We start from the raw sequence: 24,134 nt of genomic DNA on the forward strand, positions 1-24,134 counted from the left end.
GCGAAAAGCTGTCAAGGCTGGCCCGGAGAAATTTGCGCGATTTTCCGTCCCGCCGGCGTTTTCCGCCAGCGCGGCGCCGAAAAATTGGCAAATTGGTATGCTGGGGCGTGGCCGCGCGCGACGGCCGTCTTTTACGGGAGAGAGCATGGCCACCAACATCTTCGTCAACCTGCCGGTGCGGGACCTGGGCAAGTCGATCGCCTTCTTCAGCAGCCTGGGTTATAGCTTCAAGCAACAGTTCACCGACGAGACGGCCACCTGCATGGTGGTCGCCGAGAACATCTTCGTCATGCTGCTGAGCGAGGAGAAGTTCCGCAGCTTCACGCCAAAGCCGATCTGCGACGCCCACACCAGCACCGAGGTGTTGATCTGCCTGCAGGTCGACAGCCGCGAGCAGGTCGACGCCCTGGTCGGCAAGGCGCAGGCGGCCGGCGGCGCGCTGTACAAGGCGGCGCAGGACCACGGCTTCATGTACGGCCACGGCTTCCAGGACCTCGACGGCCATATTTGGGAAATCATTTATATGGATGGCGCCGGCGCGCCGGCTTGACGCGCGCTTTGGCCGGCGGCGCACGCGGAATCGTTTGGGCTGTTAAAATTTTGGCAAGATCGAAGGTTCGAAGCCGGCCCGCTAAGTTGGCGTAACACCGGCGCCGGCCTAGCGGCCGTGCGCCGCGATCTGCGCCAGCATCGTCGCGGCCGGATCGCTTCCCAGGCAATCGATGACGCCCCGCTGCGGCATCGAGCGCAGCCAGGTCAGCTGGCGCTTGGCCAGCTGGCGCGTGGCGATGATGCCGGTCTCGCGCATGGTCTTGTAGTCGATCTCCCCGTCCAAATACTCCCACGCCTGGCGGTAGCCGACGCAGCGCATCGAGGGCAGGCCCGGATGCAGGTCGCCCCGCCGGCGCAACACCTCCACCTCGCGGATCAGATTGTCGTCGTTGCCCTCGTCGAGCATGATGTCGAAGCGGCGCGCGATGCGCTCGTGCAGCACGGCGCGGTCGGACGGCTCCAGCGCGAACGACAACAGTTCGAACGGCAGCTCGGTTTTTTCGCGCAGCGCCAACAGCTCGGACATCGGCTTGCCGCTCAGCGCGCAGATCTCCAGCGCGCGCTGGATGCGTTGGGCGTCGTTGGGCGCCAGCCGCGCCGCCGTCACCGGGTCGAGCGCGGCCAGGCGCTGGTGCATGGCGGGCCAGCCGTGCCGCGCCGCCTCGTCCTCCAGTTCGGCGCGCAGCGCCGGGTCGGCGCCGGGCAGCTCGTCGAGGCCGTCGGCCAGTCCCTTGAAGTACAACATGGTGCCGCCCACCAGCAACGGCAGCTTGCCGCGCCCGACGATGTCGTCGACCAGGCGCAGCGTGTCGTTGCGGAACTGCGCCACCGAGTAGGCGTCGAGCGGGTCGATGATGTCGATCAGGTGGTGCGGCGCGGCGGCGCGCTCGGCGCGGGTCGGCTTGGCGGTGCCGATGTCCATGCCCCGGTACACCAGCGCCGAGTCGACCGAGATGATCTCGGAGGGGATGCGCGCGGCGATGGCGAGGGCGGCGGCGGTCTTGCCGGAGGCGGTCGGCCCCATGATGGCGACGGCCAGCGGACGGTGTGCTTGAGTAGTCATGAATCGTTTCTTTATTGGCCGCGCAGGAACAGCTTGTCGAGCGCGGCGATCTCCACCTGCACCCAGGTCGGGCGGCCGTGGTTGCACTGGTCGGCGCGCTCGGTCGCCTCCATCTGGCGCAGCAGGGCGTTCATCTCCTGGGTCGACAGGATGCGGTTGGCGCGCACCGCCGTGTGGCAGGCCAGGGTGCCGAGCAGCTCGTTGCGCCGCTCGATGAGCACGCGCGAGCCGCCGAATTCGCGCACGTCGCGCAGCACGTCGCGCGCCAGGGTTTGCGCGTCGGCGTTCTTCAGCAGCACCGGCACGGCGCGCACCGCCAGCGTGGTCGGCGACAGCGCGGCGATGTCGAAGCCGAGCGCGTGCAGCGTGTCCTGGTTCTCCTGCACCGTGGCCACCTCCAGCGCGTCGGCGTAGAAGGTGATGGGGATCAGCAGCGGCTGGATCTGCATGTCGTGGCCGGCCACCTGGCCGTCGAGGGCGCTCTTCAGTTGTTCGTAGAGGATGCGCTCGTGGGCGGCGTGCATGTCCACCAGCACCAGGCCCTTGCTGTTCTGCGCCAGGATGTAGATGCCGTGCAGCTGGGCCAGGGCGAAGCCGAGCGGGAACTCCTCCTGCGCCATCGCCTCGGGCGTGGCGGTGTAGGCCGAGGCCTGCGGCAGCGTCTTGTCCAGGTCGAAGCTGCTGCTGGGGCCGAAGCCGGTGCTGGCGGCGCTGCTGCTACCGAAGCCCGCGCCGGCGGAGGTGCTGCGTTCGGCGCCGAAGCCGCCGCCGAAACCGGCGGAGCCGGTCGAACCGCCGCCCGAGCCGCCCGAGCCGCCGCCGGAGCGCGCGGCCGAGCCGGAGTCGGAGAACAACGCGCCATAGCGCTCGCTGCTCTGCGCCACGCCGCCGCCGCTGCCGCGCGCGCCGAACGGCGACGGCGAGAAGGTCGGCGTGTAGTGCGGCGAGAGCAGGGCGCCGAAGCTGGTCTGCTCCTGTTCGCGCATGGCTGGGGCGGGCGCTCCGCCCAGCCCGGCGCCGGCCGCCTGCGGCGCCGGCACGGTGCCGTTGGCGGTGGCCGAGGTTTGCGCCAGCGCGCGCTGCACGGCGTGGAAGACGAACTGGTGCACCGCGCGGCTGTCGCGGAAGCGCACCTCGATCTTGGACGGGTGGACGTTGACGTCGACCAGCACCGGGTCCAGTTCGAGCGCCAGCACGTAGGACGGGAAGCGGTCGCCGTGCAGCACGTCCTGGTAGGCCGCCTTGACGGCGTGGACCAGCAGCTTGTCGCGCACGAAGCGGCCGTTCACATAGAAGAACTGGGCGTCGGCGCGCGCCTTGGAGGCGGTCGGCAGGCCGACGTAGCCGTGCACGCGCAGCGGCCCTGCCTGCTCGTCGATGGCCAGGCGCGCCTCGGCGAAGCCGTCGCCGAGGATGTGGGCGCTGCGCTTGGCCATCTCGCTGACGTTCCAATGGTCGACGGTGCGGCCGTTGTGGCTGAGCGAGAACGACACGTCGGGCCGCGCCAGGGCGATGCGCCGCACCACCTCGGCGCAGTGGCCGAACTCGGTCTGCTCGGACTTGAGGAACTTGCGCCGCGCCGGCGTGTTGAAGTACAGGTCCTGCACGTCGACGGTGGTGCCGTGCGCGCCGGAGGAGGGCGCCACGGTGCCGTGGTGCGAGCCGACGATCTCCCAGGCGTGGACGGCGTCGGCGGTGCGCGAGGTCAGCGTGACCGAGGCCACCGAGGCGATCGAGGCCAGCGCCTCGCCACGGAAGCCCAGCGTGCCGACGTTCTCCAGGTCGTCGAGCGAGGCGATCTTCGAGGTGGCGTGGCGCGCCAGCGCCAGCGGCAGCTGCTCGGGGGCGATGCCGCGGCCGTTGTCGGTGATGGCGATGCGCTTGACGCCGCCCTCCTCGATGCGCACGGTGATCTGGGTGGCGCCCGAGTCGAGCGCGTTCTCCAGCAGCTCCTTGACCACGGCGGAGGGCCGCTCGACCACCTCGCCGGCGGCGATCTGGGAAATCAGCTGGTCGGGCAGGGCCTGGATGGGGCGGGGGGGGCGGGGGGGGGGGTCGGGCGCGTTCATGCCGCGATTATACCGGGTAGCGGGCGGCTATTTGGCGGCCTGCTCGCGCACCGGGATGGGAGCGTTGCACAGCTCGATGTAGCCGGCCGCGTACTTGTTCCACGGCCCGCCACGGTTGCGCTGCGCCTCGACGGCGGCCTGGTAGGTGGGCGAGTCGCTGCGCATCACCTCGAGCCGGCTGCGCTCGGCCTCGGGCAGCTCGGCGGCCAGGCGCAGCGATTTGATCGGTGTGCGTTGCTCCGGCTTGTCGTAGTAGCCCATCGGCGCGGCGCCGCGCGGCAGCGCCGACAGCAGCGGCATGCCGGCCACCACGCGGCCGACCACGGTGATGTTGCGGTCGAGCTGGCGCGGCGCGTGGCCGGTCACGGCGTACAGTTCGGCGCCGTTGCCGCTGTCGCTGTCGTTGTCGCGGCCGACGCCGACCATGCCGTAGCAGTGGGCCAGCCAGGTGCTGCGCATTTTCGGGTCGCGCCCTACCGGGAAGCCGTTCGAGTGGCCCACCAGCGGGGCGTAGCCGTCGTGGTCGGGCAGGCGCACGAAGTGCTTGTCGCTGGCCATCGGCACGGTGAACTCGCCGGCCACCTTGGCCTTGGCGTTCTTGAACGGCTTGGGGTTCTTCTCGTCCGGGTCGCCCCACTGGGCGACGAAGTTGTCCTGCGAGCGCAGCACGGCCAGGCCGTCGTAGTAGCGCTCCTGCACCAGCGCCTTGATGTTGGCGATGTTGTTGGGGGCGAAGTCGGGCGCCAATTCGATCACCACGCGGCCGCCCGGCAACTCCATGTACAGGGTGTTGTTCGGGTCGAGCGGGCGCCAGTCGCCCGGCTTGGAGGCCTTGACGACGTCGGCCACGGTGGCCTTGGCGGCCGGTACGGGCGCCGGGGCCGACTTGGCCTCGCTGGCGGCGTTGGCGCGGGCGGCGCCGGCCGGCGCCAGCACCAGCGCGCCCAGCGTCAGCGCCAGCATTCGCAGAGGCAACAGGGTCGGCGCCGGGGCGGCGCGTGGGCGGGTTTGGGCGGTCGAAACTTGCATCCGGGTCTCCTGGTGGGAATGGCGGCGGGGCCGGCCGCGACGCGGCGCGCGGCGGGACCATCCGTCGCCAATTGTAATCCGCAATATGGCCGAAATGGAAACTTACAATTTCCCCTGCAAATATCCCCCGCCGGCCGGCCGCCGGGCCCGCCGGTGGTGTATGATTCCGCCGCAACCTCAATGGGAAGAATATGGATTTGATGCAATTTTTGGACATGATCCTTCATGTCGACAAGACGCTCGAACTGCTGATTCAGCAATATGGCACGCTGGTGTATGCCGTGTTGTTCGCCATCATCTTTTGCGAGACCGGCCTGGTGGTGCTGTTCTTCTTCCCCGGCGACACGCTGCTGTTCATCGCCGGCGCGCTGTGCGCGGTGGGCGAGATGAACCTGGCGCTGCTGATGTTCCTGCTGGTGACGGCGGCCATCACGGGCAACACGCTGAACTATTGGATCGGCGAGAAGATCGGGCAGAGGGTGTTCACCCACGATTACCGCTGGCTCAACAAGGACGCGCTGCGCCGCACCCACGACTTCTTCGAGAAGCACGGCGGCAAGACCATCATCCTGGCCCGCTTCGTGCCGGTGGTGCGCACCTTCGCCCCCTTCGTCGCCGGCGTGTCCGACATGACCCATGCCCGCTTCCAGCTCTACAACATCACCGGCGCCCTGCTGTGGGTGGTGGCGCTGACCACGGCCGGCTACTTCTTCGGCAACATCGCCATCGTGCGCGAACACCTGACCGAGATCGTGCTGTTCGGCGTCGGCATCGCCGTCGTGCCGATGGCGCTGGGCGGCATGTGGAAGCTGTCGCGCCGCATGCTGGGCCGCTGAGCGCCCGATGGACCGTCCGGCCCGGCGCCGGACCGAACGCCTGAATCCGACGCCACGGCCCCCGCCGTGGCGTTTTCGCGCGCGCCCGGTTTTTCCCCAAAGCATATATATTCTCCAATGCAAGGCCCGCATGGCTCAAGTTTTGCCCTAGTGCATCCGTAAACCAGTATGTAATTCTCTTTTACTACCTGGATCCCCATGCGTACTCTGATCGCCCTGATAGCCTGCTGTTTCGTCATCGCGACGGCAAGCGCGAACGATCCTCCGCCCATCAAGGCGGCGCCCGCCAAGGGCATCGAACCGGTCCGTCCACAGTATCCCGGTCCCGGCAACCAGGGCGCCAAGACGGGCGGCTCGTCCTCGTCGTCGTCCGCGTCGTCCTCCTCGTCCTCGTCTTCCTCGGCGTCCAGCCCGCGCATGAGCGAGCGCGAACGCGAGGCCCAGGCCGAGGCCGAGCTGTCGGCCAAGATCGCCGCCCGGCTGGCCGTGATGCGCGCCAACCAGGCCGCCCGCGTCGCCGCCCAGGCCCGCGCCAGGAAGGCCGCCGCCGTGGTCGCCGCCACGCCGCCGCCTCAGTTCCGCAGCAACCACTGGTCCTACGAGGGCGAGACGGGGCCGGCCAACTGGGGCCGCATCAATCCGGACTGGGCCAAGTGCGGCAGCGGCAACCGCCAGTCGCCGATCGACATCCGCGACGGCATGAAGGTCGAGCTGGAGCAGATCGCCTTCGACTACAAGCCGTCCTCGTTCAGCGTGACCGACAACGGCCACACCGTGCAGGTGATGCTCAGTGGCGGCAATTTCATCACCATCCAGAACCGCATGTACGAGCTGGTGCAGTTCCACTTCCACCGGCCGTCGGAGGAGCGCATCAACGGCAAGGGTTACGAGATGGTGCTGCACCTGGTGCACAAGGACGCCGAGGGCCGCCTGGCCGTGGTGGCGCTGATGCTGGAACGGGGCCGGCCGCAGCCGACCATCCAGACGGTGTGGAACAACCTGCCGCTGGAGAAGCACGAGACCAGCACGCCGTCGATCGTGCTCGACCCGGCCGACCTGATCCCGCAGCGGCGCGACTACTTCACCTATATGGGCTCGTTGACCACGCCGCCGTGCAGCGAGGGCGTGTTGTGGTTGGTGATGAAGGAGCCGCTGCAGGCCTCGCCGGCGCAAATGGCGCTGTTCAGCCGCTTGTATCCGCTCAACGCGCGCCCCGTCCAGCCCGGCTCGGGACGGATGATCAAGGAATCGAACTAGGCACCCCCACCCGGGACGCGGAAGCCGGGGTCTGACCCCATGCGGGGTCAGACCCCTAGCGTGCGGGGTTCAAGCCGGCGTTCCGCTCGCTCGCGAGGAAGCTAGCCGCGCGGCGCGCAGACGATGCGGTGGCGGCCGCTCCACTCGGCGCCGGCGGCCAGCGCCTGCTGGTCGACCCGCGCCGGCTCGATGCAGACGAAGCGCAGATACTCGTCGTCGGCCAGGTCGGCCAGCGCCGCCGCGTCGGCCGCGCCCGGATTCCACACCACCCACTCGTTGAAGCCCTGCTGCTCCAGGCGCAGCGCGGCGTCGGCCGTGTGCAGCGTCAGCGCCGGCGGCGCCTGGTAGAGGCGGTCGTGCTTCTGCTCGAAACGCAAGGAGGCCTGCTCCTGCACGCTGGTGTTCAACTGGTGGTCGGTGTAGCGGGCGCCCTGCAGGCCGTCGATGCGGACGGCGTCCAGTTGGCCGACGTCGAAGTAGGTGTGCAGCGCGACGCCGAAGGGGAAGGCCTCGGCGCCGGTGTTGCGCACCTTGAAGTCGATCTCCAGCGTGTCGCCCTGCAGCGCGCAGCGCAGGCGCACCGCGAAGGCGTGCGGCCAGGCCTGCGCCGTGGCCGGCGCCAGGTCGTCCGGCGTCAGCGCGAACTCGGCCCAGGCCAGCGCGCCGTCAGTGCCGCTGTCGGCCAGGCGCCAGGCGCTGACGCGGGCGAAGCCGTGGCGCTGGCCGTCGCCGCGCACATTGAACTGGGGGAAGATGACCGGCACGCCGCCACGGATGGCCTTGCTGCCGTCGAGCGCCGACTGGCTGCTGCAGAACAGGCGTTCCTTGCCGTCGGCCGTTTGCCAAGACAGCAGGTGGGCGCCGAACAGCGCCACCGTGGCCTGGGCGCCGTCGGCGGCGCTAATGCGCACCGCCGGCAGGCTGCCGTATTCAACCATCGTCACTACTGCCATCGTCTGCTTCCTTTGTGGGTCGGTGTGTTGGACTGCGCTCAGGTCAGGCGGTTTTTCGACAGCGGCGGATTCTTGGCGAAGTAGCGGCGGATGCCCTTGACGATGGCGTCGGCGATCTGGTCCTGGTAGCCGTTGTCGAGCAGCTTGGCCTCCTCCTCCGGGTTGGAGATGAAGGCCGTCTCGATCAGGATGGACGGGATGTCCGGCGCCTTCAGCACGGCGAAGCCGGCCTGCTCGACCGAGCCCTTGTGCAGGCGGTTGATGCCGCCGATCTCGCCCAGCACCGCCTTGCCCAGCTTGAGGCTGTCGTTGATCTGCGCCGTGGTGGACAGGTCGAACAGCACGCTGGCGAGCTGCTTGTCGTGGCCGGAGGCGTTGACGCCGCCGATGGCGTCGGCCAGGTTTTCCTTGTTGGCCAGCCAGCGCGCGGCGCCCGAACTGGCGCCTTTTTCCGACAGCACGAACACCGACGAGCCGCGCGCGCTCGGCTCGACGAAGGCGTCGGCGTGGATCGAGACGAACAGGTCGGCCTGCACCTTGCGCGCCTTGTCGACGCGGGTGCCGAGCGGGACGAAGTAGTCGCCGTCGCGGGTCAGCATGACGCGCATGTTGGGATGCTCCTCCAGCTTGGCCTTGAGCCGCTTGGCGATCGACAGCACGATGTCCTTCTCGCGGCTGCCGTTCTTGCCGGAGGCGCCGGGGTCCTCGCCGCCGTGGCCGGGGTCGAGGGCGATGGTCAGCATGCGCACCATCTTCTGCGCCGGGCCGCCCTTGGCCTCGGCGCGGGCCTCCTGTTTGGCCTCCAGCTTGGCTTCGGCTTTCGCCTCGGCCCTGGCTTCGGCCCTCTCTTCGGCCTTGACCTCGGCCTCGGCCTTGGCCTTGGTGCCTGGCTTGCCGTCGGCCTTGCCATCAACCTTGCCGTCGCCGCGCATGATGGCGGCGATGTCCGGCTTGGTCAGCTCGCCCTTGTGCACTTCCGGAAGGTGGGCGGGGGCTTCGGCGGTTTTAGGCGGTGTCGGCTCGGCTTTGGCGGCCGGCGTCCTGGCCGTCGGCGTGTCGCTCGACCAGTCGCGTTTTTCGATCATCGCCGTCAACGGATCGACCGGCTTGACCGGATACAGGTCGAAGATCAGGCGGTGCTTGTAGTTGCCGGCCGGGGCCAGCGTGAACACCTGCGGCGTGATCTCCTCCTTCAGGTCGAACACCAGGCGCACCACGTTGGGCCGGTTCTGGCCGACGCGCACTTGTTTGATGTAGGGGTCGTTGGACTGGATCTTGGCGACCAGGCTTTTCAGCGTGGGGTTTAGCTCCAGGCCCTCGATGTCGACCACCAGCCGCTCCGGGTCCTTGACCACGAAGTGGCTGGCCTTCAGGCTGGCGTCGTTCTCCAGCGTGACGCGGGTGTAGTCGTCGGCCGGCCAGACCCGCACCGCCAGGATCTGCGCGGCGAGCGCGGGCAGCGGCGACAGCACAGACAGCAGCAGCGTGCCGCCGGCCTTGAGCACGGTGCGGCGCGTGATGGTGCGCTCGCTCACAGGTTGGGGGCGAATTTGAGGCGTTGAAGACATGAGATACCCAAGGCGGTCGACGCCTGCAATTCTACATCACGGCCCTGGCCGGCAACGGCCAGGAAAATATTCAGGTCCGGCGGCGGCAGCACCGGGTCGGCCTTTTCCGGCCACTCGACGATGCAGATGTTGTCGCCGTTGAAGTCCTCGCGGAAGCCGGCGTCGAGAAACTCCTCGGCGCTGCCCATGCGGTACAGGTCGAAGTGGATGACGCCGACGGCGCGTCCGCCGATCTGCACCTGGTAGGGCTCGGACAGCGTGTAGGTCGGGCTCTTGACGTGGCCGACGTGGCCGGCGGCGTGCAGCAGGGCGCGGGTGAGCGCGGTCTTGCCGGCGCCAAGGTCGCCGTGCAGGTGGATCGCCAGGCCGGGCGCCAGGGCGCGCGCCAGCGCGGCGCCCAGGGCGGCGGTGGCTTCTTCGTCGTGGAGGTGGGCTTTAAAATGCGGCATGGAATAGAATGTGGGTCTGAAGATCGTTCGCGGGCCGCGCCGGCCCGCCTGCCTGCATTGTAAAGCCTGTCTACGCCGATGTCCCTGTCTGAATCCAAATTAGCCGAACTTGCCGTCCGCATCAAGCAATGGGGCGTCGAGCTGGGCTTCGCCGAGCTGCGCGTCGCCGACATCGACCTGAGCGCCCAGGAGGCCGGCCTGCAGGCCTGGCTGGACGCCGGCATGCACGGTGAAATGGACTACATGGCCAGCCACGGCATGAAGCGGGCCCGTCCGGACGAGCTGGTGCCGGGCACGGTGCGGGTCATCTGCGCGCGCATGAACTACCTGCCGAAGGACGTAGCGGGGGGCGGCGCGAAAGCCGCCACCGCCACCGATGCGGCGACGGTCGGCGACTGGCGCGCGGCCGAGGCGGCGCGGCTGGCCGACCCGGGCGCGGCGGTGATCTCGGTCTACGCCCGGGGTCGCGACTACCACAAGGTGCTGCGCGCCCGTTTGCAGCAGCTGGCCGACCGCATCCGCGCCGAGTGCGGCGAGTTCGGCTACCGCGTCTTCACCGACTCGGCGCCGGTGATGGAGCTGCCGCTGGCGCAGAAGGCCGGCCTGGGCTGGCGCGGCAAGCACACCCTGCTGATCAACCGCGACGGCGGCTCGCTGTTCTTCATGGGCGAGATCCTGGTCGACATCCCGCTGCCGGTCGACGAGCCGGTGGGCGCCCACTGCGGCGGCTGCGACGCCTGCATCACGGCCTGCCCGACCCAGGCCATCCTCGGTCCGGGGCGGCTCGACGCGCGGCGCTGCATCTCCTACCTGACCATCGAGTCGAAGAGCGCCATTCCGGTCGAGCTGCGGCCGCTGATCGGCAACCGCGTCTACGGCTGCGACGACTGCCAGAGCGTCTGCCCGTGGAACAAGTTCGCCCAGCGCGCCGTGCTGCCCGACTTCGACGAGCGCCACGGCCTGGGCAGCGCCTCGATGGTCGAGTTGTTCGCCTGGAGCGAGGAGGAGTTCAACCGCAAGATGGAGGGCAGCCCGATCCGCCGCATCGGCCACGTCAGCTGGCTGCGCAACCTGGCGGTCGGCATGGGCAACGCGGCGGCGGCCGGCGTCAAGGGCGACGCGGCCATCGTCGCGGCGCTGCTGTCGCGCCGCGCGCACGAGTCGGAACTGGTGCGCGAGCATGTGGAGTGGGCGCTGGCCTGCCATGAATAGGCCTGAATGCGGCTAGGCTAAGAAAACCCTGCGGCAAAACCCAGGGACGGACCCGCCGGGTCCGTCCCTGGATTCACGCAGTTGGGTGGTGTTGGCGTTGCCGGCGTCTTCAACTGGCGCCATTGGCAACAGGCGCACTCCACCCCCTACTTCAACAAACCAGCCAGCTCGACCGCCGTCTTGACCTGCATCTTGTCGAAGATGTGGGCGCGGTGGACCTCGACGGTGCGCATGCTGATGCCCAGCTGGTCGGCCACCACCTTGTTCATTTTGCCGGCCAGGATCAGCTCGAGCACCTCGCGCTCGCGCGAGGACAGCGTGGCCAGGCGGGCGTGCACCGCCGCCAGCGCGCTGGCCTGGCGCGAGCCGGCCAGACCCTCCTGCACGCGGTCCATCAGCTGGTTGTCGTTGAAGGGCTTCTCGAAGAAGTCGAAGGCGCCGCGCTTGAGCGTGTCGACCGCCATCGGCACGTCGCCGTGGCCGGTCAGGAAGATCACCGGCAGGCGCTGCGCCAGGCCGCGCCCGGCCAGCAGGTCGAACAGGGCGACGCCGTTCATGTCCGGCATGCGCACGTCGAGCAGCACGCAGTCGCCCTCGGGGTCGAACTGGCCCTCCTTGACGTAGTCCAGGAACTGGGCGGCGCAGTCGTAGGCGCGCGCCGGGATGGCGCGCGAGGCGGCCAGCCAGGACAGCGAATCGCGCACCACCGCTTCATCGTCGACGATATGCAGCATGTTATTTGTCTCCTTCTGGCGCCGTCCGGTCCGGGGCGGCCGGCAGCGCGAATGTGAATATGGTACCGCCGTTCGGGTTGGCGCGGTGGTTCAGCGTGCCGCCGTGGAACTCGATGGCGGTGCGGCAGATGTTCAGGCCCATGCCCATGCCCTCGGCCTTGGTCGAGAAGAAGGGCGAGAACAGCCGCTCGGCCACCTCCCGCGGAATGCCGTGGCCCTGGTCGATCACCGACACCACCACCTGGCCGGCGCCGGCGTCATATTCGGCCAGCACGCTGAGCACGCGGCGCTGCGGCGGAATGTGGGCCATCGCCTCGATGGCGTTGCGCGTCAGGTTGAGCAGCACCTGCTCGATCAGCATGCGGTCGGCCAGCACCGGCGGCAGCCCGGCCGGCAGGCTGGTCTGGAAGGCGACGTAGTATTGGCGCGCCTGCAGCTCGATCAGCGCGCGGATGCCGTCGAGCAGCCCGGCGATGGCCACCGCCTGCCGCTCCGGTTCGCGCTTCTTGACGAACTCGTGCACGCTGCGGATGATCTGGCCGGCGCGCTGGGCCTGGGCGCCGGCCTGCTCCAAGGCCGGGCGCAGCATGGCGCCGTCGACCGCCGCGCCGGACTGCTCGGCCCGCGCCAGCACGTTGAGGGCGCCGGTGGTGTAGCTGGAGATGGCCGCCAGCGGCTGGTTCAGCTCGTGCGCCAGCATCGACGAGATCTCGCCCATCGTCGCCAGGCGGGCGCTGGCCTGCAGCTTTTCCTGCTGTTGGCGGTTGAGCTCCTCGATGCGCTTGCGGTCGGAGATGTCGAGGATCGAGCCCATCCAGCCGGTCTGGCGGCCGTCCTTGTCGACCAGCGGCGCCTCGAAGATCAGCACCGGCACCCGTTCGCCGTCGGCGCGCTGGAAGATGGTCTCGAACTGCGGCGTGATGGTGCCGGCCAGCACGCCGGCGAAGCGCTGCTGGTACTCGGCCATGGCCTCCGGCGCCCAGTAGGGCATGGGCGGCAGCTTGCCCACCAGCTCCTCCGGCGGGTAGCCGACGATCTGGCAGAAGGCCGGGTTGACGTAGGTGACGCGGCCCTCCAGGTCGCGCGCGCGCAGGCCGGTCACCAGCGAGTTCTCCATCGCCGTGCGGAACGACATCTGCTGGCGCAGCGCGCCCTCGGCGGCCAGCCGGCGCGAGATGTGGCCCCACAGCGCGAGCAGGCTCCACAGCAGCCCCAGCGACAGCACGATGACCGAGCCGACCAGCAGGTTGGGCAGCAGCTTGGGCGCGCTCTTGACACTGTCGGTGACCAGGGTGATGGTGGCGCCGGGCAGGTCGAGCGCGCGCTTGTGGGTGTAGACGCCGTGGCCCGGGCCGGCGGCGGCGCGCCGCGCCAGCACCTTGTCGTCGCGGTCGATCAGGGTCACCTGGTTGTCCTGGGCAAACCACCAGGGCACCATTTCCTCGAGCAGGTCGGCGGTCTGGTAGGTCGCCACCAGGCTGCCCAGGTAGGTCTCGCCGCGGTAGATCGGCTGGTGGTAGTCCATCATCACGGCGGCCGGCGCGGCGCGCGGCGCGGCCGTCTGCGCCTCCGGCTGCACGTAGCGGCCGTTGCGCGTGCGCCGCGCCTGGTCGGCGGTGGTGCGCGAGGCCTCGGACAGGGCGGCCGGGGCGCCCGGCGCCGGCTCGCCGTCGCTGGCGGCCTGGACGCGGCCCTGCGGGTCGATCCAGACGATTTTTTGCAGCTCGTGGCCGTTCTTCAGCAGGCGCGCCATGCGCTCGCGCAGGCGCTCGCCCGACAGTTGGCCGGCGGCGATCTCGCCGGCCAGGCCGCGCAGGCTGTCCTCGTCGCGGCCGAGCTGGAAGCGGATGGTCTGCTCGACCCACAGGGTGTCGGCGATCAGCTGCTCCTGCCGCTCGTTGCTCTCCATCTGGCGCGCCTGCCAGGGCAGCCAGATGAGAATCGCCAGAAAAAACAACAGTAGAACGACGGGCAGCAGCCAGCGCAGCGGGGTGCTGAACTGGAGGCGGCGGGCTAGGGTGGGGGGCATGGGCATGGGCCGGTCAGGGTAGCGGCTGGCGCTTGTGGCGGTATTGTGGTTTTCCACAGTTGCGCCGCAGAACGCATTCGGTGAATATCGGCGATAATCCGGCCGATTCGTTATTGGGCCTGGGCACAATAATAAAGTATTTATCCACCTTGGAGACACTATGAAATTGCAAGCCACCCTGGCCGCGCTGTGCGCCGCCTTCTGCCTCAACGCCTCCGCGCAAGCGCCCATCGTCATCAAGTTCAGCCACGTGGTCGCCATCGACACGCCGAAGGGCCAGGCCGCCGAGCGCTTCAAGCAGCTGGCTGAGAAGGGCACCAACGGCCGCGTCAAGGTCGAGCTGTATCCGAACAGCCAACTGTACAAGGACAAGGAAGAGCTCGAGGCGCTGCAACTGGGCGCCGTGCAGATGCTGGCGCCGTCGCTGGCCAAGTTCGGCCCGCTGGGCGTCAAGGAGTTCGAGGCCTTCGACCTGCCGTTCATCTTCCCCAGCAAGACCGCGCTGTACAACGTGACCGAGGGCGAGATCGGCAAGGGCCTGCTGAAAAAACTCGAAGGCAAGGGCATCACCGGCCTGGCCTTCTGGGACAACGGCTTCAAGGTGATGTCGGCCAACAAGCCGCTGCGCGCGCCGGCCGACTTCAAGGGCCTGAAGATGCGCATCCAGTCGTCCAAGGTGCTCGACGCGCAGATGCGCGCGCTGGGCGCCAACCCGCAGGTGCTGGCCTTCTCCGAGGTCTACCAGGCGCTGCAGACCGGCGTGGTCGACGGCACCGAGAACCCGCCGTCGAACATGTACACGCAGAAGATGCACGAGGTGCAAAAGCACGTCACGGTGTCCAACCACGGCTACCTGGGCTACGCCGTGATCGTCAACAAGAAGTTCTGGGACGGCCTGCCGCCGGACATCCGCAGCGCCCTCGACAAGGCGATGAAGGAAGCCACCACCTTCGAAAAAGCCATCGCCCAGCGCGACAACGACCTGGCCCTGGAAGCGATCAAAAAGACCGGCAAGACCGCGATCTACACCCTCAGCGTGAAGGAGCAGGCCGAATGGCGCCGCCTGCTGCTGCCGGTGCAGAAGGACATGGAAGGCCGTATCGGGAAAGACCTGATCTCGGCCATCAACAAGGAAGCGGCCAAGTAATTCTGCGCCCGCGCGGGACGGCAGCGCCGTCCCGCCTTGTTTCCCTTCTCTGAAAGACCACCATGAAATTCCTGGACCACCTGGAAGAATGGTTGATCGCGTCCCTGATGGGCGCGGCCACCATCATCGTCTTCATCGCGGTGCTGCACCGCTACCTGGCCGGCCTGCCCATCCCCGGCCTGCAAGACTACCTAATTCAAATCAACACCAGCTGGGCGCAAGAGCTGTGCATCTATATGTTCGTCTGGATGGCCAAGTTCGGCGCCGCCTACGGCGTGCGCACCGGCATCCACGTCGGCGTCGACGTGCTGATCAACCGCATGAACCCGCGCTGGCACAAGCGTTTCGTGTTCTTCGGCCTGCTCGCCGGCGCCGTCTTCACCGGCATCGTCGGCACCCTGGGCGCCAGCTTCGTGTGGGAAATCGGCCACACCGACCAGACCTCGTCCGACCTGGAAGTGCCGATGTGGATCGTCTACCTGGCCGTGCCGCTCGGCTCCTACCTGATGTGCTTCCGCTTCCTGCAGGTGGTGGTGTCCTACGCCCGCACCGGGGCGCTGCCCAAACATGACCATTCCCACGTCGAGGGACTGGAAGAAGAACTCGCGCACGACGCGCCGGGAGCCAAAGCATGAACGCCATGATCATTTTCGTCCTGCTGCTGGCGCTGATGCTGACCGGCATGCCGATCTCCATCTCGCTCGGCCTGACCGTGCTGACCTTCCTGTTCACCATGACCAGCGTGCCGATCGAATCGGTGGCGCTGAAGATCTTCACCGGCATCGAGAAGTTCGAGATCATGGCGATCCCGTTCTTCATCCTGGCCGGCAACTTCCTCACCCATGGCGGGGTGGCGCGGCGCATGATCAACTTCGCCAGCTCGATGGTCGGCCACTGGCACGGCGGCCTGGCGCTGGCCGGCGTGCTGGCCTGCGCGCTGTTCGCCGCCGTCTCGGGCTCGAGCCCGGCGACGGTGGTGGCGATCGGTTCGATCATCCTGCCGGCCATGGTCAAGCAGGGCTATCCGAAGGGCTTCGGCGCCGGCGTGATCACCACCTCGGGCGCGCTGGGCATCCTGATCCCGCCGTCGATCGTGATGGTGATGTACTCGGTCACCACCAACACCTCGGTGGGCAAGCTGTTCATGGCCGGCGTCATCCCCGGCATCATGCTGGCCTTCCTGCTCGGCCTGACCACCTGGTTCCTGGCGCGCAAGCACAACTATCCGCGCCTGCGCAAGGCCAGTTGGGGAGAGCGTTTCGCCGCCTTCAAGAAGAGCGCCTGGGGCTTGTTGCTGATCGTCATCGTCATGGGCGGCATCTACACCGGCGCCTTCACGCCGACCGAGGCCGCCGCGATGGCCGCCGTCTACGCCTTCGTCATCGCCGTGTTCGTCTACAAGGACTTGAAGATCAAACAAGTCGGCAAGGTGCTGCTGGACTCGGCGGCGATGTCGGCGATGCTGCTCTACATCATCACCAACGCCGTGCTGTTCTCCTTCCTGATGACCAGCGAAAACATCCCGCAGGCCATGGCGGAATGGATCACCGGCCAGGGCCTGGGGGTCGTCACGTTCCTTCTGGTTGTCAATATTTTGCTGCTATTGGCCGGCAACGTCATGGAACCGTCGTCGATCGTGCTGATTATGGCGCCCATCCTGTTCCCGGTGGCGATGAAGCTGGGGATCGATCCGGTGCACTTCGGCATCCTGATCGTGGTCAATATGGAGGTCGGCATGTGCCATCCGCCGGTCGGCCTGAACCTGTACGTGGCCTCCGGCATCACCAAGATGGGCATCTCCGAGTTGACCGTCGCCGTGCTGCCGTGGCTGCTGACTATGCTCGGCTTCCTGGTGTTGATCACTTACGTACCACAGATTTCGCTGTGGTTGCCAAATTTAATTTACTCTTAAACTAGGCGTGTTCCGGCGCTCAAAAAAAGCTGGGAAAAAGCCATTCAGGTACGTTATGATGGCGTCGCTGTCGGACATATAACTCATAAGGATATGTTCCCGACGAGCAAAGGACACGCAGTATTAGTTGGTGGGGAGTGTGTATAAAAACGGCTTCAAAGCCGGCCATATATCGAGGAGACACACGTTTTACAGAATGCTGTTGGCATCATCGCTGCAAGCGCACCACAAGCGCGCTACAGCCAGAGTCAAACGGCCGGAAACGTGAAGCAGGATTTCGGGGCGCACCGCAAGGTGCGCTTTTTTTCGTCCAGAGGTTCTACAATGTGTGCAGAATTGCCACAAGCGCTGTAGTTTGGATGAGACAAAAGGACAACTTGCGTGATGAAAAAACAACAGGGTAGCGAGCTTTTTTCCGCCATCGTGGAGCTGCCCTTCGGCAAGCTCGGGGTCCGCACGGCGGGCCAGCTGGTGACCGAATTGTGCTACCTGGCGCCGCACTTCGAGGCCAAGCCGGCGCAGGACGCGGTGGCCGAGCTGGCCGCCGGCCAGTTGGCGCGCTACTGCGCCGACCCGGACTTCGTCTTCGCGCTGCCGCTGGCGCGGGTCGGCAGCGAGTTCCAGCGCAAGGTGTGGGACAGCATCGCCGCGATTCCGCGCGGCAGCGTGCGCACCTACGGCGAGCTGGCGCGCCATATCGGCTCGGCGCCGCGCGCGGTGGGCCAGGCCTGCGGCGCCAACTGGTTCCCGCTGGTGGTGCCCTGCCACCGCGTGACGTCGGCCTCCGGCCTGGGCGGCTTCGCCCACAGCGACGACCAGAACGGCTTCCTGCTCGGCGTCAAGCGCTGGCTGCTGGCACACGAGGGGGCGAGCGAATACGCATGGCAACAGACAACCCTGCTCTGATCGACGAGTTCTGCGACAGCCTGTGGCTGGAGGACGGCCTGTCGAAGAACACCCTGGAGGCCTACCGGCGCGACCTGCGCCTGTTCGCCCGCTGGCTCGAGGTCAAGCGGCCCGAGCTGGCCAACCTGCACGCCGTGACCACGCCCGACATCGACGCCTACTTCGCCGCGCGCCACGAGGAGACCAAGGCCAGCTCGTCGAACCGGCGCCTGTCGGTGCTCAAGCGCTTCTACCAGCTGGCGCTGCGGCAGCGCCACATCGCCGCCGACCCCTGCCTGAACCTAGCCTCGGCCAAGCAGGCGACGCGCTTCGTCCACACGCTCAGCGAGGCGCAGGTGGAGGCGCTGCTGGCCGCGCCCGACGTGGCCACGCCGCTCGGCCTGCGCGAGCGCACCATGCTGGAGTTGATGTACGCCAGCGGCTTGCGGGTGTCCGAGCTGACCACCTTGAAGACCCTGGAGCTGAGCCTGAACGACGGCGTGCTGCGCATCACCGGCAAGGGCGCCAAGACGCGGCTGGTGCCGTTCGGCGCGCAGGCGCGCCTGTGGCTGGAGCGCTACATGAAGGAGGCGCGCGGCGTGATCCTCGACGGCCAGGTCGACGACGCCCTGTTCGTTACCCGGCGCGGCGGGGCGATGACGCGGCAGATGTTCTGGGTGTTGATTAAAAAGCACGCGCAGAAGGCCGGCATCACGGCGCCGCTGTCGCCGCACACCCTGCGCCACGCCTTCGCCACCCATCTGTTGAACCACGGCGCCGACCTGCGCGTCGTGCAGTTGCTTCTGGGACACTCCGACATCTCGACCACGCAGATCTATACCCATGTGGCGCGGGAACGACTGAAACGCCTGCACGCCGAGCACCATCCGCGTGGCTGAGCGGGGGTTTTGCTGTTCTGGATTACTTGTGTCGGTCATATCTGCGTCATAATGTGACCTAAGTAAGTCAACATCGTGAATATAGAGGTAGCAAATGGCAAAGACAAATTTCCAGTACGAGAAGCGGCAACGCGAGTTAGAGAAGAAGAAGAAGGCCGACGAAAAAGCCAAGCGCAAGGCAGAATTGAAGAACACGCCGGGCGGCGAGGGCGAAGCGGAGCCGGATGAGGCCGACGCTGACGGCGACGCCGCCGAGGGCGAGACGCCGGCGGCATAAGGCGCTGCGGCGGACGGCGAAAGGCGCTAGAGCAGCCCCGGCCCCAGCGTGGGCGGGTTTCGCCTGTCACCGCCGATGCCGAAGAGACTGGCTAAAATGCCGTTCAGTTGATGCTGGGCGGCATTTTTGCTTTTAGGGGAACCTGGTTCAGGAACCGGAACCGGGAACCGGGGTCAGGGAACCGGGGTCAGTGCCGACATTCGGACACTGACTCAGCAGTAAAGAAGCTTGGTGGCGTAGGGTCTATGGTTGAGGTCGTGTCCGAATGTCGGCACTGACCCCGGGGTTCTAGGCTGGATGCAAGCTTGATGCAGTGCATAAAAAAACCGGGCGCAGGCCCGGTTTGGTCTTTTAACGGCAAGGGCAAGGCCGCCGCATCGTCCCCGCCAGCGCGGGGACGAGTCAAGCGACCGTTGCGGCGGCTCAGGCCGCGTTGTGCTCCTTGTTGTGCTCCTGCTGCGGCGCGCCGTGGTGCTCGTCGATGCTGGCCACGCCGTGCGGCTCCGGCGCGCCCTGGAAGAAGCGCTTGGCGCGCTTGCCCAGGCTGTCCAGGTAGGTGTAGGCGACCGGCACCACCACCAGGGTCAGCAGGGTCGAGGTGAGCACGCCGCCGATCACGGCGCGGCCCATCGGCGCCTGCGTCTCGCCGCCGTCGCCCATGCCGATGGCCATCGGCAGCATGCCGAACACCATCGCCAGCGTGGTCATCAAAATCGGCCGCAGGCGCACCTGGCCGGCCTCCATGATGGCCTCGTACTGGCCCTTGCCGGCGCGCTGGCCGTGGTTGGTGAAGTCGACCAGCAAGATGGCGTTCTTGGTCACCAGGCCCATCAGCATGATGAAGCCGATCACCGAGAAGATGTTCAGCGTGCTGCCGGTCACCAGCAGCGCCAGCAGCACGCCGATCAGCGACAGCGGCAGCGACACCATGATGGCGATCGGCTGCAGGAAGCTGCCGAACTGCGAGGCCAGCACCAGGTAGATGAAGATCACCGCGATGCCCAGCGCCATCATGGCGCCCGCCATGGTCTCTTCCATCTGCTGGGCGTTGCCGGCCACGTCGAAGCGCACCCCGGCCGGCAGTTCGATCGACTCCATCGCCTTCTTGACGTCCTGGTCGACGTCGCCGCCGGGACGGCCCTCGACGCCGGCGTACACCGCGACGCGCCGTTGCAGCGCCTGGCGCTTCAACACCTGCGGGCTCGACGAGGGCACGAACTCGACCACCTGGCGCAGCGGCACCATGATCGGCCGGCCGTTGGCGTCGTTGCGGCTGGAGGCCAGCGACAGGTCGGCCAGGTCGGCGATCTTCTGCCGGCCCGACTTGGGCAGCTGCACGTTGACGTCGTAGTTCTGGCCGTCGCCGGCCAGCCAGTGGCTCACCGTGTCGCCGGCGACGAAGGGCCGCAGCGCGCTGCCGATCTGCTGCACCGACAGGCCCAGGTCGCTGGCCAGCTCGTTGTTGAGCTTGATGGTGGTCGACGGGGTGGCGCCCTCCTGGCTGTACTCCAGGTCGGCGACGCCCTTGATCTTGCGCATCTTGTCCATCAGCCGGTGGGCCACGTCGTCGAGCTTGCCCTCGTCGACGCCGAGGATGGCGATGAAGATCGGCTTCTGGCCGAACGACAGGGTGATGCCGGCGATGGTCGACATGCGCTCGCGGATCAGCTTCTCCAGCTCCTTCTGGGTGCGCCGCTTGTGCAGCTTGTGGTCGACCAGCTTGAGGTCGATGCGGGCGTGGTTGCGCACGTCGCCCGGCGGGGCGACGACGGCGATCCGGCTGTCGATCTCGGGGAAGGCCTTGAGCGCCTCCTCGACCTGCAGCACCTTGCTGTTGGTGTATTCCAGGCTGGAGCCGACCGGGGTCTTGAAGGTCAGGTTGATCCAGCCCTCGTCGGTCTCGGGGAACATCTCGCCGCCGATCATCGGCACCAGCATCAGGCTGCCGACGAACAGGCCGAGCGCCGCCGCCAGGGTGCTCTTGCGCCAGCGCAGGGCCAGCGCCAGCACCCGGCCGTACCAGACGTGCAGGCGGTCGATGCCGGTCTCGATCCAGGCCATGAAGCGGCCCAGCCACGGCAGGTACTTGAAGCGGTCCTTGACCGGATCGCGCCAGACCGAGGAGAGCATCGGGTCGAGCGTGAAGCTGACGAACAGCGAGACCAGCACGGCGACGGCGACGGTGATGCCGAACTGCAGGAAGAAGCGGCCGATGATGCCCTTCATGAAGGCCACCGGGATGAACACGGCGACGATGGCGAAGGTGGTGGCCATGACGGCCAGGCCGATCTCGTTGGTGCCGTCGTTGGCCGCCTTGAAGTGGCTCTTGCCCATGCCGAGGTGGCGCACGATGTTCTCGCGCACCACGATGGCGTCGTCGATCAGCAGGCCGATGCACAGCGACAGCGCCATCAGCGTGAGGAAGTTCAGGGTGAAGCCGAAGAACTTCATGGCGATGAAGCTGGCCATCACCGAGATCGGCAGGGTCAGGCCGGTGATGATGGTGCTGCGCCAGGAGTGCAGGAAGAAGAAGACGATCACCATGGTCAGCACGGCGCCCTCGACGATGGTGTGCTTGACGTTGTTGAGCTGGTTCTGCACGCGCTCGGACTCGTCGTCGAGCAGGCGCAGCTTGATGTCGGCCGGCAGCGACTTCTGCAGCTCGCGGGTGATGCGCTGGATGCCGGTGCCGACCTCGACGACGTTGGCGTCCTGCACCTTGGTGATCTCGATGCTGATGGCGCGCTGGCCGTTCAGGCGCGAGATCGACAGCTCCTCCTGCTCGCCGTCGACCACGCCGGCGACCTGCTCGAGGTAGACCGGGCCGTTGGCGCGGCGCGCCACGATGATCTTGTTGAAGTCGCGCGCCTGCTTCATCTTGCCCTCGACGCGCACCAGCTGCTCGGCGGCGCCGAAGCTGATGTTGCCGGCCGGCAGGTTGGTGTTGCTGGCCTGGATGGCGCGGATCACCTCGTCGACGCCGACGCCCTGCGCCGTCATGTCCTCGGGGCGCAGGCTGATCAGGATCTGCCGCGCGGTGGTGCCGTTCAGCTTGACCTGGCCGACCCCGGCCACGCTCTGGAAGCGCTTGCTGATGATCTGCTCGGTCATGGTCGACAGCTCGCGCAGGGTGTGCTCGCCGGCGGTCAGGCTGAGGGTGGCGATGGCGCGCTCGTTGTCGCCCTCGGCGCGGGCGATGTAGGGGTCCTTGGCCTCCTTGGGGAAGCGCGGGCGCACCAGCGCGACCTTGTCGCGCAGCTCCTGCATGGCCTTGTCCATATTGGTCGACAGCTCGAACTCGAGGTAGATGCCGGCCTTGCCCTCCCACGAGTTGGCGCGGATGGTCTTGATGCCGCTGACCGTGTTGACGACGTCCTCGACCGGCCGGGTGATGTCGTTCTCGACCGCCTCGGGCGAGGCGCCCGGGTAGTTGACCTCGATGGCGGCGAAGGGGAAGGTGACGCTGGGCATGCTCTCGACGCCCAGGCCCTGGTAGGAGAACAGGCCGAGCACGACCAGGGCCACCATCACCATGGTGGCGAAGACCGGATTTTGGATGCTGGTTTTAGTGATCCACATGGCCTAGTCCTTCCGCGCCAGCATGGCCGCTTGGTCCTTGGCCGGCGCCGCCGGCGCGGCCGGCAGCTTGACCTGGCTGCCCGGCTTGACGCCGTCGAGCTTGGAGACGATCACGCTGGCGCCGGGCGCCAGGCCGTCGAGCACCTCGGCGTAGCCCTCGTCCTCGTTGCGCAGGCCCAGCTTGACCGCCTGGGCGACGATCTTGCCGTGCTCCACCTTGTAGACGACCTGGCGGCCCTGCTCCTCGCGCAGCGCCTGCAGCGGCAGCAGCGGCATCACCGCCGAGCGGGCGGTGGTGATGGCGCCCTTGGCGAACATGCCGCCGCGCAGGGCGCCGTCGGCGTTGGCCACGGCGATGTAGACCAGCATGGCGCGCGAGCCGGCCTCGGTGGTCGGGTTGACGCGCGCCACCTTGCCGACGAAGTCGCGGCCCTGGAAGCCGTCGACCTTGAACTGCACCTCCTGGCCGATCTTGATGCGCGGGATCTCGGCGGCCGGCACCTGGGCCTCGAGCACCAGCTCGGACAGGTCGACGATGGTATAGACGGCCATGTCGGGCGCCACCTTCTCGCCGGCCTGGACGTGGCGCTTGCTGACGATGCCGCCGATCGGCGCGCGGATCGCCGCGTCGGCCAGCGCGATGCGCGCCAGCTCGACCTGGGCCGAGGCGGCCTTGACGCCGGCGCGCGCCAGCTCGACGCTGTTGTGCGTGCTGTCGTAGGCGTTCTGCGAGATGTAGTTCTGCTTGAGCAGGGCCTGGTTGTTGACCTCGTTCTTGCTGGCCAGCGACAGCTTGGCCTGCGCCTCGTCGAGCGCGGCCTGCTGCTGGCTCAGGCGGGCGCGCAGCTCGGCCGTGTCGAGCCGCAGCAGCAGCTGGCCGGCCGCCACGGCGGTGCCCTCCTGCGCCGTGGTGGCCTCGATCTGGCCCGACACCTTGGCCTTGACGGTGGCCTGGCTGAGCGGTTGCAGCGAGCCCGACAGCGGCAGCCTCAGCGCCAGCGCGCGCGCCTCGACGGCGGCGACGTCGCCGCCGGACAGCTCGAAGACCTCCTGCTTGGGCGTTTTCTTGGCGTCGTCGGCGGCGGCCGGCTTGGCGCGCGACTGCACGACGGTCCAGCCGCCGCCGGCCAGGGCCAGCACGACCAGGCCGATCAGCGGGGCGCGCCAGCGTTTGCCGCGCGTTGCGGTGGGGAGGGACGGGGGCAGGGTCTCAAGTTTCATATTGTTTTCTGGTCAAGGTTTGCCAAGGTCGGCAAGATCGCAACAAGGGCACGGCGCGAAAAACAGCGGGCGCGGCGCGGACGGTCAGGCTGGCGCTCAAGCTTGCGGGGTGCGCACCACGGCGGTGGTTGGTGGGAAGACACGCCTGCCCTCCCTGGAGAACCGCGGTAGTGCGCATGGTGGCACTGTATGGATTTGACAAGTGTAGCGCCAGCGCCGTGCGACAGGGCGGCAAAAGGCGGGCCTGAACTGCAGAAAAGGCGGATCAACGGCCGTTTTGGCGCGACGGGCCGCGCGCCGGCGGGACCGGCGCCGGCCCGGTGTTGGTCGCCGGTAACGACACTTGCGCCGCGATACAGGCGCTTCGGCCTTCCTTGCGCCACGTCAAGCGCGCAATCCTGTGGCGGGCAAGAATGGGCTGTCTGCCTGCAAAGGCGCAACCGCAACGCGAGCGAGGCCAAGG

Annotated in this window: 20 protein-coding genes; 10 read left to right on the forward strand and 10 right to left on the reverse strand. The window is 67.6% G+C overall.

The window, feature by feature from the left end:
* The first annotated feature begins 145 nt into the window (after window positions 1-145).
* Entirely contained in the window at window positions 146-550 is a 405-nt protein-coding gene (locus BM252_RS01790) for a VOC family protein (protein ID WP_093382797.1), read from the forward strand.
* Window positions 551-658: 108 nt separating this feature from the next.
* Here the strand turns inward: BM252_RS01790 and miaA are convergent, their stop codons facing one another.
* From miaA to BM252_RS01805, 3 genes are read right to left on the reverse strand one after another with little or no spacing between them, the layout of a single operon-like run.
* Window positions 659-1,615, reverse strand: coding sequence for a tRNA (adenosine(37)-N6)-dimethylallyltransferase MiaA (miaA, locus tag BM252_RS01795; protein WP_093382800.1), 957 nt, complete (start codon window positions 1,613-1,615; stop codon window positions 659-661).
* Window positions 1,616-1,626: 11 nt separating this feature from the next.
* On the reverse strand, window positions 1,627-3,684 hold the full coding sequence (gene mutL / locus BM252_RS01800) for a DNA mismatch repair endonuclease MutL (protein WP_093382803.1): 2,058 nt from the start codon (window positions 3,682-3,684) through the stop codon (window positions 1,627-1,629).
* Between the two features lie 27 nt (window positions 3,685-3,711).
* The gene (locus BM252_RS01805; RefSeq protein WP_093382806.1) at window positions 3,712-4,647 is read right to left on the reverse strand and encodes a peptidylprolyl isomerase; all 936 of its coding nucleotides are present in this window, start codon (window positions 4,645-4,647) and stop codon (window positions 3,712-3,714) included.
* Window positions 4,648-4,904: 257 nt separating this feature from the next.
* Here BM252_RS01805 and BM252_RS01810 point away from each other — a divergent pair, with 257 nt between their 5' ends.
* Together BM252_RS01810 and BM252_RS01815 are read left to right on the forward strand one after the other, a co-directional pair.
* On the forward strand, window positions 4,905-5,549 hold the full coding sequence (locus tag BM252_RS01810) for a VTT domain-containing protein (protein WP_093382808.1): 645 nt from the start codon (window positions 4,905-4,907) through the stop codon (window positions 5,547-5,549).
* Between the two features lie 198 nt (window positions 5,550-5,747).
* On the forward strand, window positions 5,748-6,806 hold the full coding sequence (locus tag BM252_RS01815) for a carbonic anhydrase (RefSeq protein WP_093382811.1): 1,059 nt from the start codon (window positions 5,748-5,750) through the stop codon (window positions 6,804-6,806).
* A gap of 101 nt (window positions 6,807-6,907) precedes the next feature.
* On the opposite strand, the gene BM252_RS01820 is transcribed toward BM252_RS01815, so the two are convergent.
* Genes BM252_RS01820 through tsaE form a run of 3 tightly spaced genes read right to left on the reverse strand, consistent with a single transcriptional unit; the run spans window position 6,908 to window position 9,776 of the window.
* Window positions 6,908-7,759: a D-hexose-6-phosphate mutarotase gene (locus tag BM252_RS01820; RefSeq protein WP_093382813.1), complete on the reverse strand. Its 852-nt coding sequence runs from the start codon at window positions 7,757-7,759 to the stop codon at window positions 6,908-6,910.
* 38 nt (window positions 7,760-7,797) lie between these two features.
* Entirely contained in the window at window positions 7,798-9,327 is a 1,530-nt protein-coding gene (locus BM252_RS01825; protein ID WP_093382816.1) for an N-acetylmuramoyl-L-alanine amidase, read from the reverse strand.
* A complete protein-coding gene (gene tsaE, locus BM252_RS01830; RefSeq protein ID WP_093382818.1) occupies window positions 9,291-9,776 on the reverse strand; it encodes a tRNA (adenosine(37)-N6)-threonylcarbamoyltransferase complex ATPase subunit type 1 TsaE in 486 nt (161 codons plus the stop codon). Before tsaE ends, BM252_RS01825 begins: the two co-directional genes overlap by 37 nt.
* Window positions 9,777-9,854: 78 nt before the next feature.
* Between tsaE and queG the strand changes: the two genes are divergently transcribed.
* Window positions 9,855-10,988, forward strand: a complete 1,134-nt coding sequence (gene queG / locus BM252_RS01835; protein ID WP_093382821.1) for a tRNA epoxyqueuosine(34) reductase QueG — start codon at window positions 9,855-9,857, stop codon at window positions 10,986-10,988.
* A gap of 146 nt (window positions 10,989-11,134) precedes the next feature.
* Here queG and BM252_RS01840 read toward each other — a convergent pair whose 3' ends face one another.
* Window positions 11,135-11,722: a response regulator transcription factor gene (locus tag BM252_RS01840; protein ID WP_093382823.1), complete on the reverse strand. Its 588-nt coding sequence runs from the start codon at window positions 11,720-11,722 to the stop codon at window positions 11,135-11,137.
* A gap of 1 nt (window position 11,723) precedes the next feature.
* Complete coding sequence (locus tag BM252_RS01845; RefSeq protein ID WP_093382826.1) at window positions 11,724-13,757, reverse strand: PAS domain S-box protein; 2,034 nt, start codon at window positions 13,755-13,757, stop codon at window positions 11,724-11,726.
* Window positions 13,758-13,911: 154 nt separating this feature from the next.
* Here BM252_RS01845 and BM252_RS01850 point away from each other — a divergent pair, with 154 nt between their 5' ends.
* The 6 genes from BM252_RS01850 to BM252_RS01875 all read left to right on the forward strand — a co-directional run bounded on the left by BM252_RS01850 (window position 13,912) and on the right by BM252_RS01875 (window position 18,871).
* A complete protein-coding gene (locus BM252_RS01850; RefSeq protein WP_093382828.1) occupies window positions 13,912-14,898 on the forward strand; it encodes a TRAP transporter substrate-binding protein in 987 nt (328 codons plus the stop codon).
* A gap of 62 nt (window positions 14,899-14,960) precedes the next feature.
* A complete protein-coding gene (locus BM252_RS01855; protein ID WP_093382831.1) occupies window positions 14,961-15,533 on the forward strand; it encodes a TRAP transporter small permease in 573 nt (190 codons plus the stop codon).
* A complete protein-coding gene (locus tag BM252_RS01860) occupies window positions 15,530-16,810 on the forward strand; it encodes a TRAP transporter large permease (RefSeq protein ID WP_093382833.1) in 1,281 nt (426 codons plus the stop codon). Before BM252_RS01855 ends, BM252_RS01860 begins: the two co-directional genes overlap by 4 nt.
* A 384-nt stretch (window positions 16,811-17,194) precedes the next feature.
* Entirely contained in the window at window positions 17,195-17,716 is a 522-nt protein-coding gene (locus tag BM252_RS01865; RefSeq protein ID WP_093382836.1) for a methylated-DNA--[protein]-cysteine S-methyltransferase, read from the forward strand.
* Entirely contained in the window at window positions 17,692-18,594 is a 903-nt protein-coding gene (gene xerD / locus BM252_RS01870; protein WP_093382839.1) for a site-specific tyrosine recombinase XerD, read from the forward strand. Before BM252_RS01865 ends, xerD begins: the two co-directional genes overlap by 25 nt.
* A gap of 94 nt (window positions 18,595-18,688) precedes the next feature.
* Window positions 18,689-18,871 (forward strand): hypothetical protein, encoded by a 183-nt coding sequence (locus BM252_RS01875; protein ID WP_093382841.1) that lies wholly within the window; start codon window positions 18,689-18,691, stop codon window positions 18,869-18,871.
* 423 nt (window positions 18,872-19,294) lie between these two features.
* Here BM252_RS01875 and BM252_RS01880 read toward each other — a convergent pair whose 3' ends face one another.
* Together BM252_RS01880 and BM252_RS01885 are read right to left on the reverse strand one after the other, a co-directional pair.
* Window positions 19,295-22,450 (reverse strand): efflux RND transporter permease subunit, encoded by a 3,156-nt coding sequence (locus tag BM252_RS01880; protein ID WP_093382844.1) that lies wholly within the window; start codon window positions 22,448-22,450, stop codon window positions 19,295-19,297.
* Window positions 22,451-22,453: 3 nt separating this feature from the next.
* Window positions 22,454-23,671: an efflux RND transporter periplasmic adaptor subunit gene (locus BM252_RS01885; RefSeq protein WP_093382846.1), complete on the reverse strand. Its 1,218-nt coding sequence runs from the start codon at window positions 23,669-23,671 to the stop codon at window positions 22,454-22,456.
* Window positions 23,672-24,134: the final 463 nt, after the last annotated feature.

The organism is Rugamonas rubra (assembly GCF_900114705.1).
Lineage (GTDB): Bacteria > Pseudomonadota > Gammaproteobacteria > Burkholderiales > Burkholderiaceae_D > Rugamonas > Rugamonas rubra.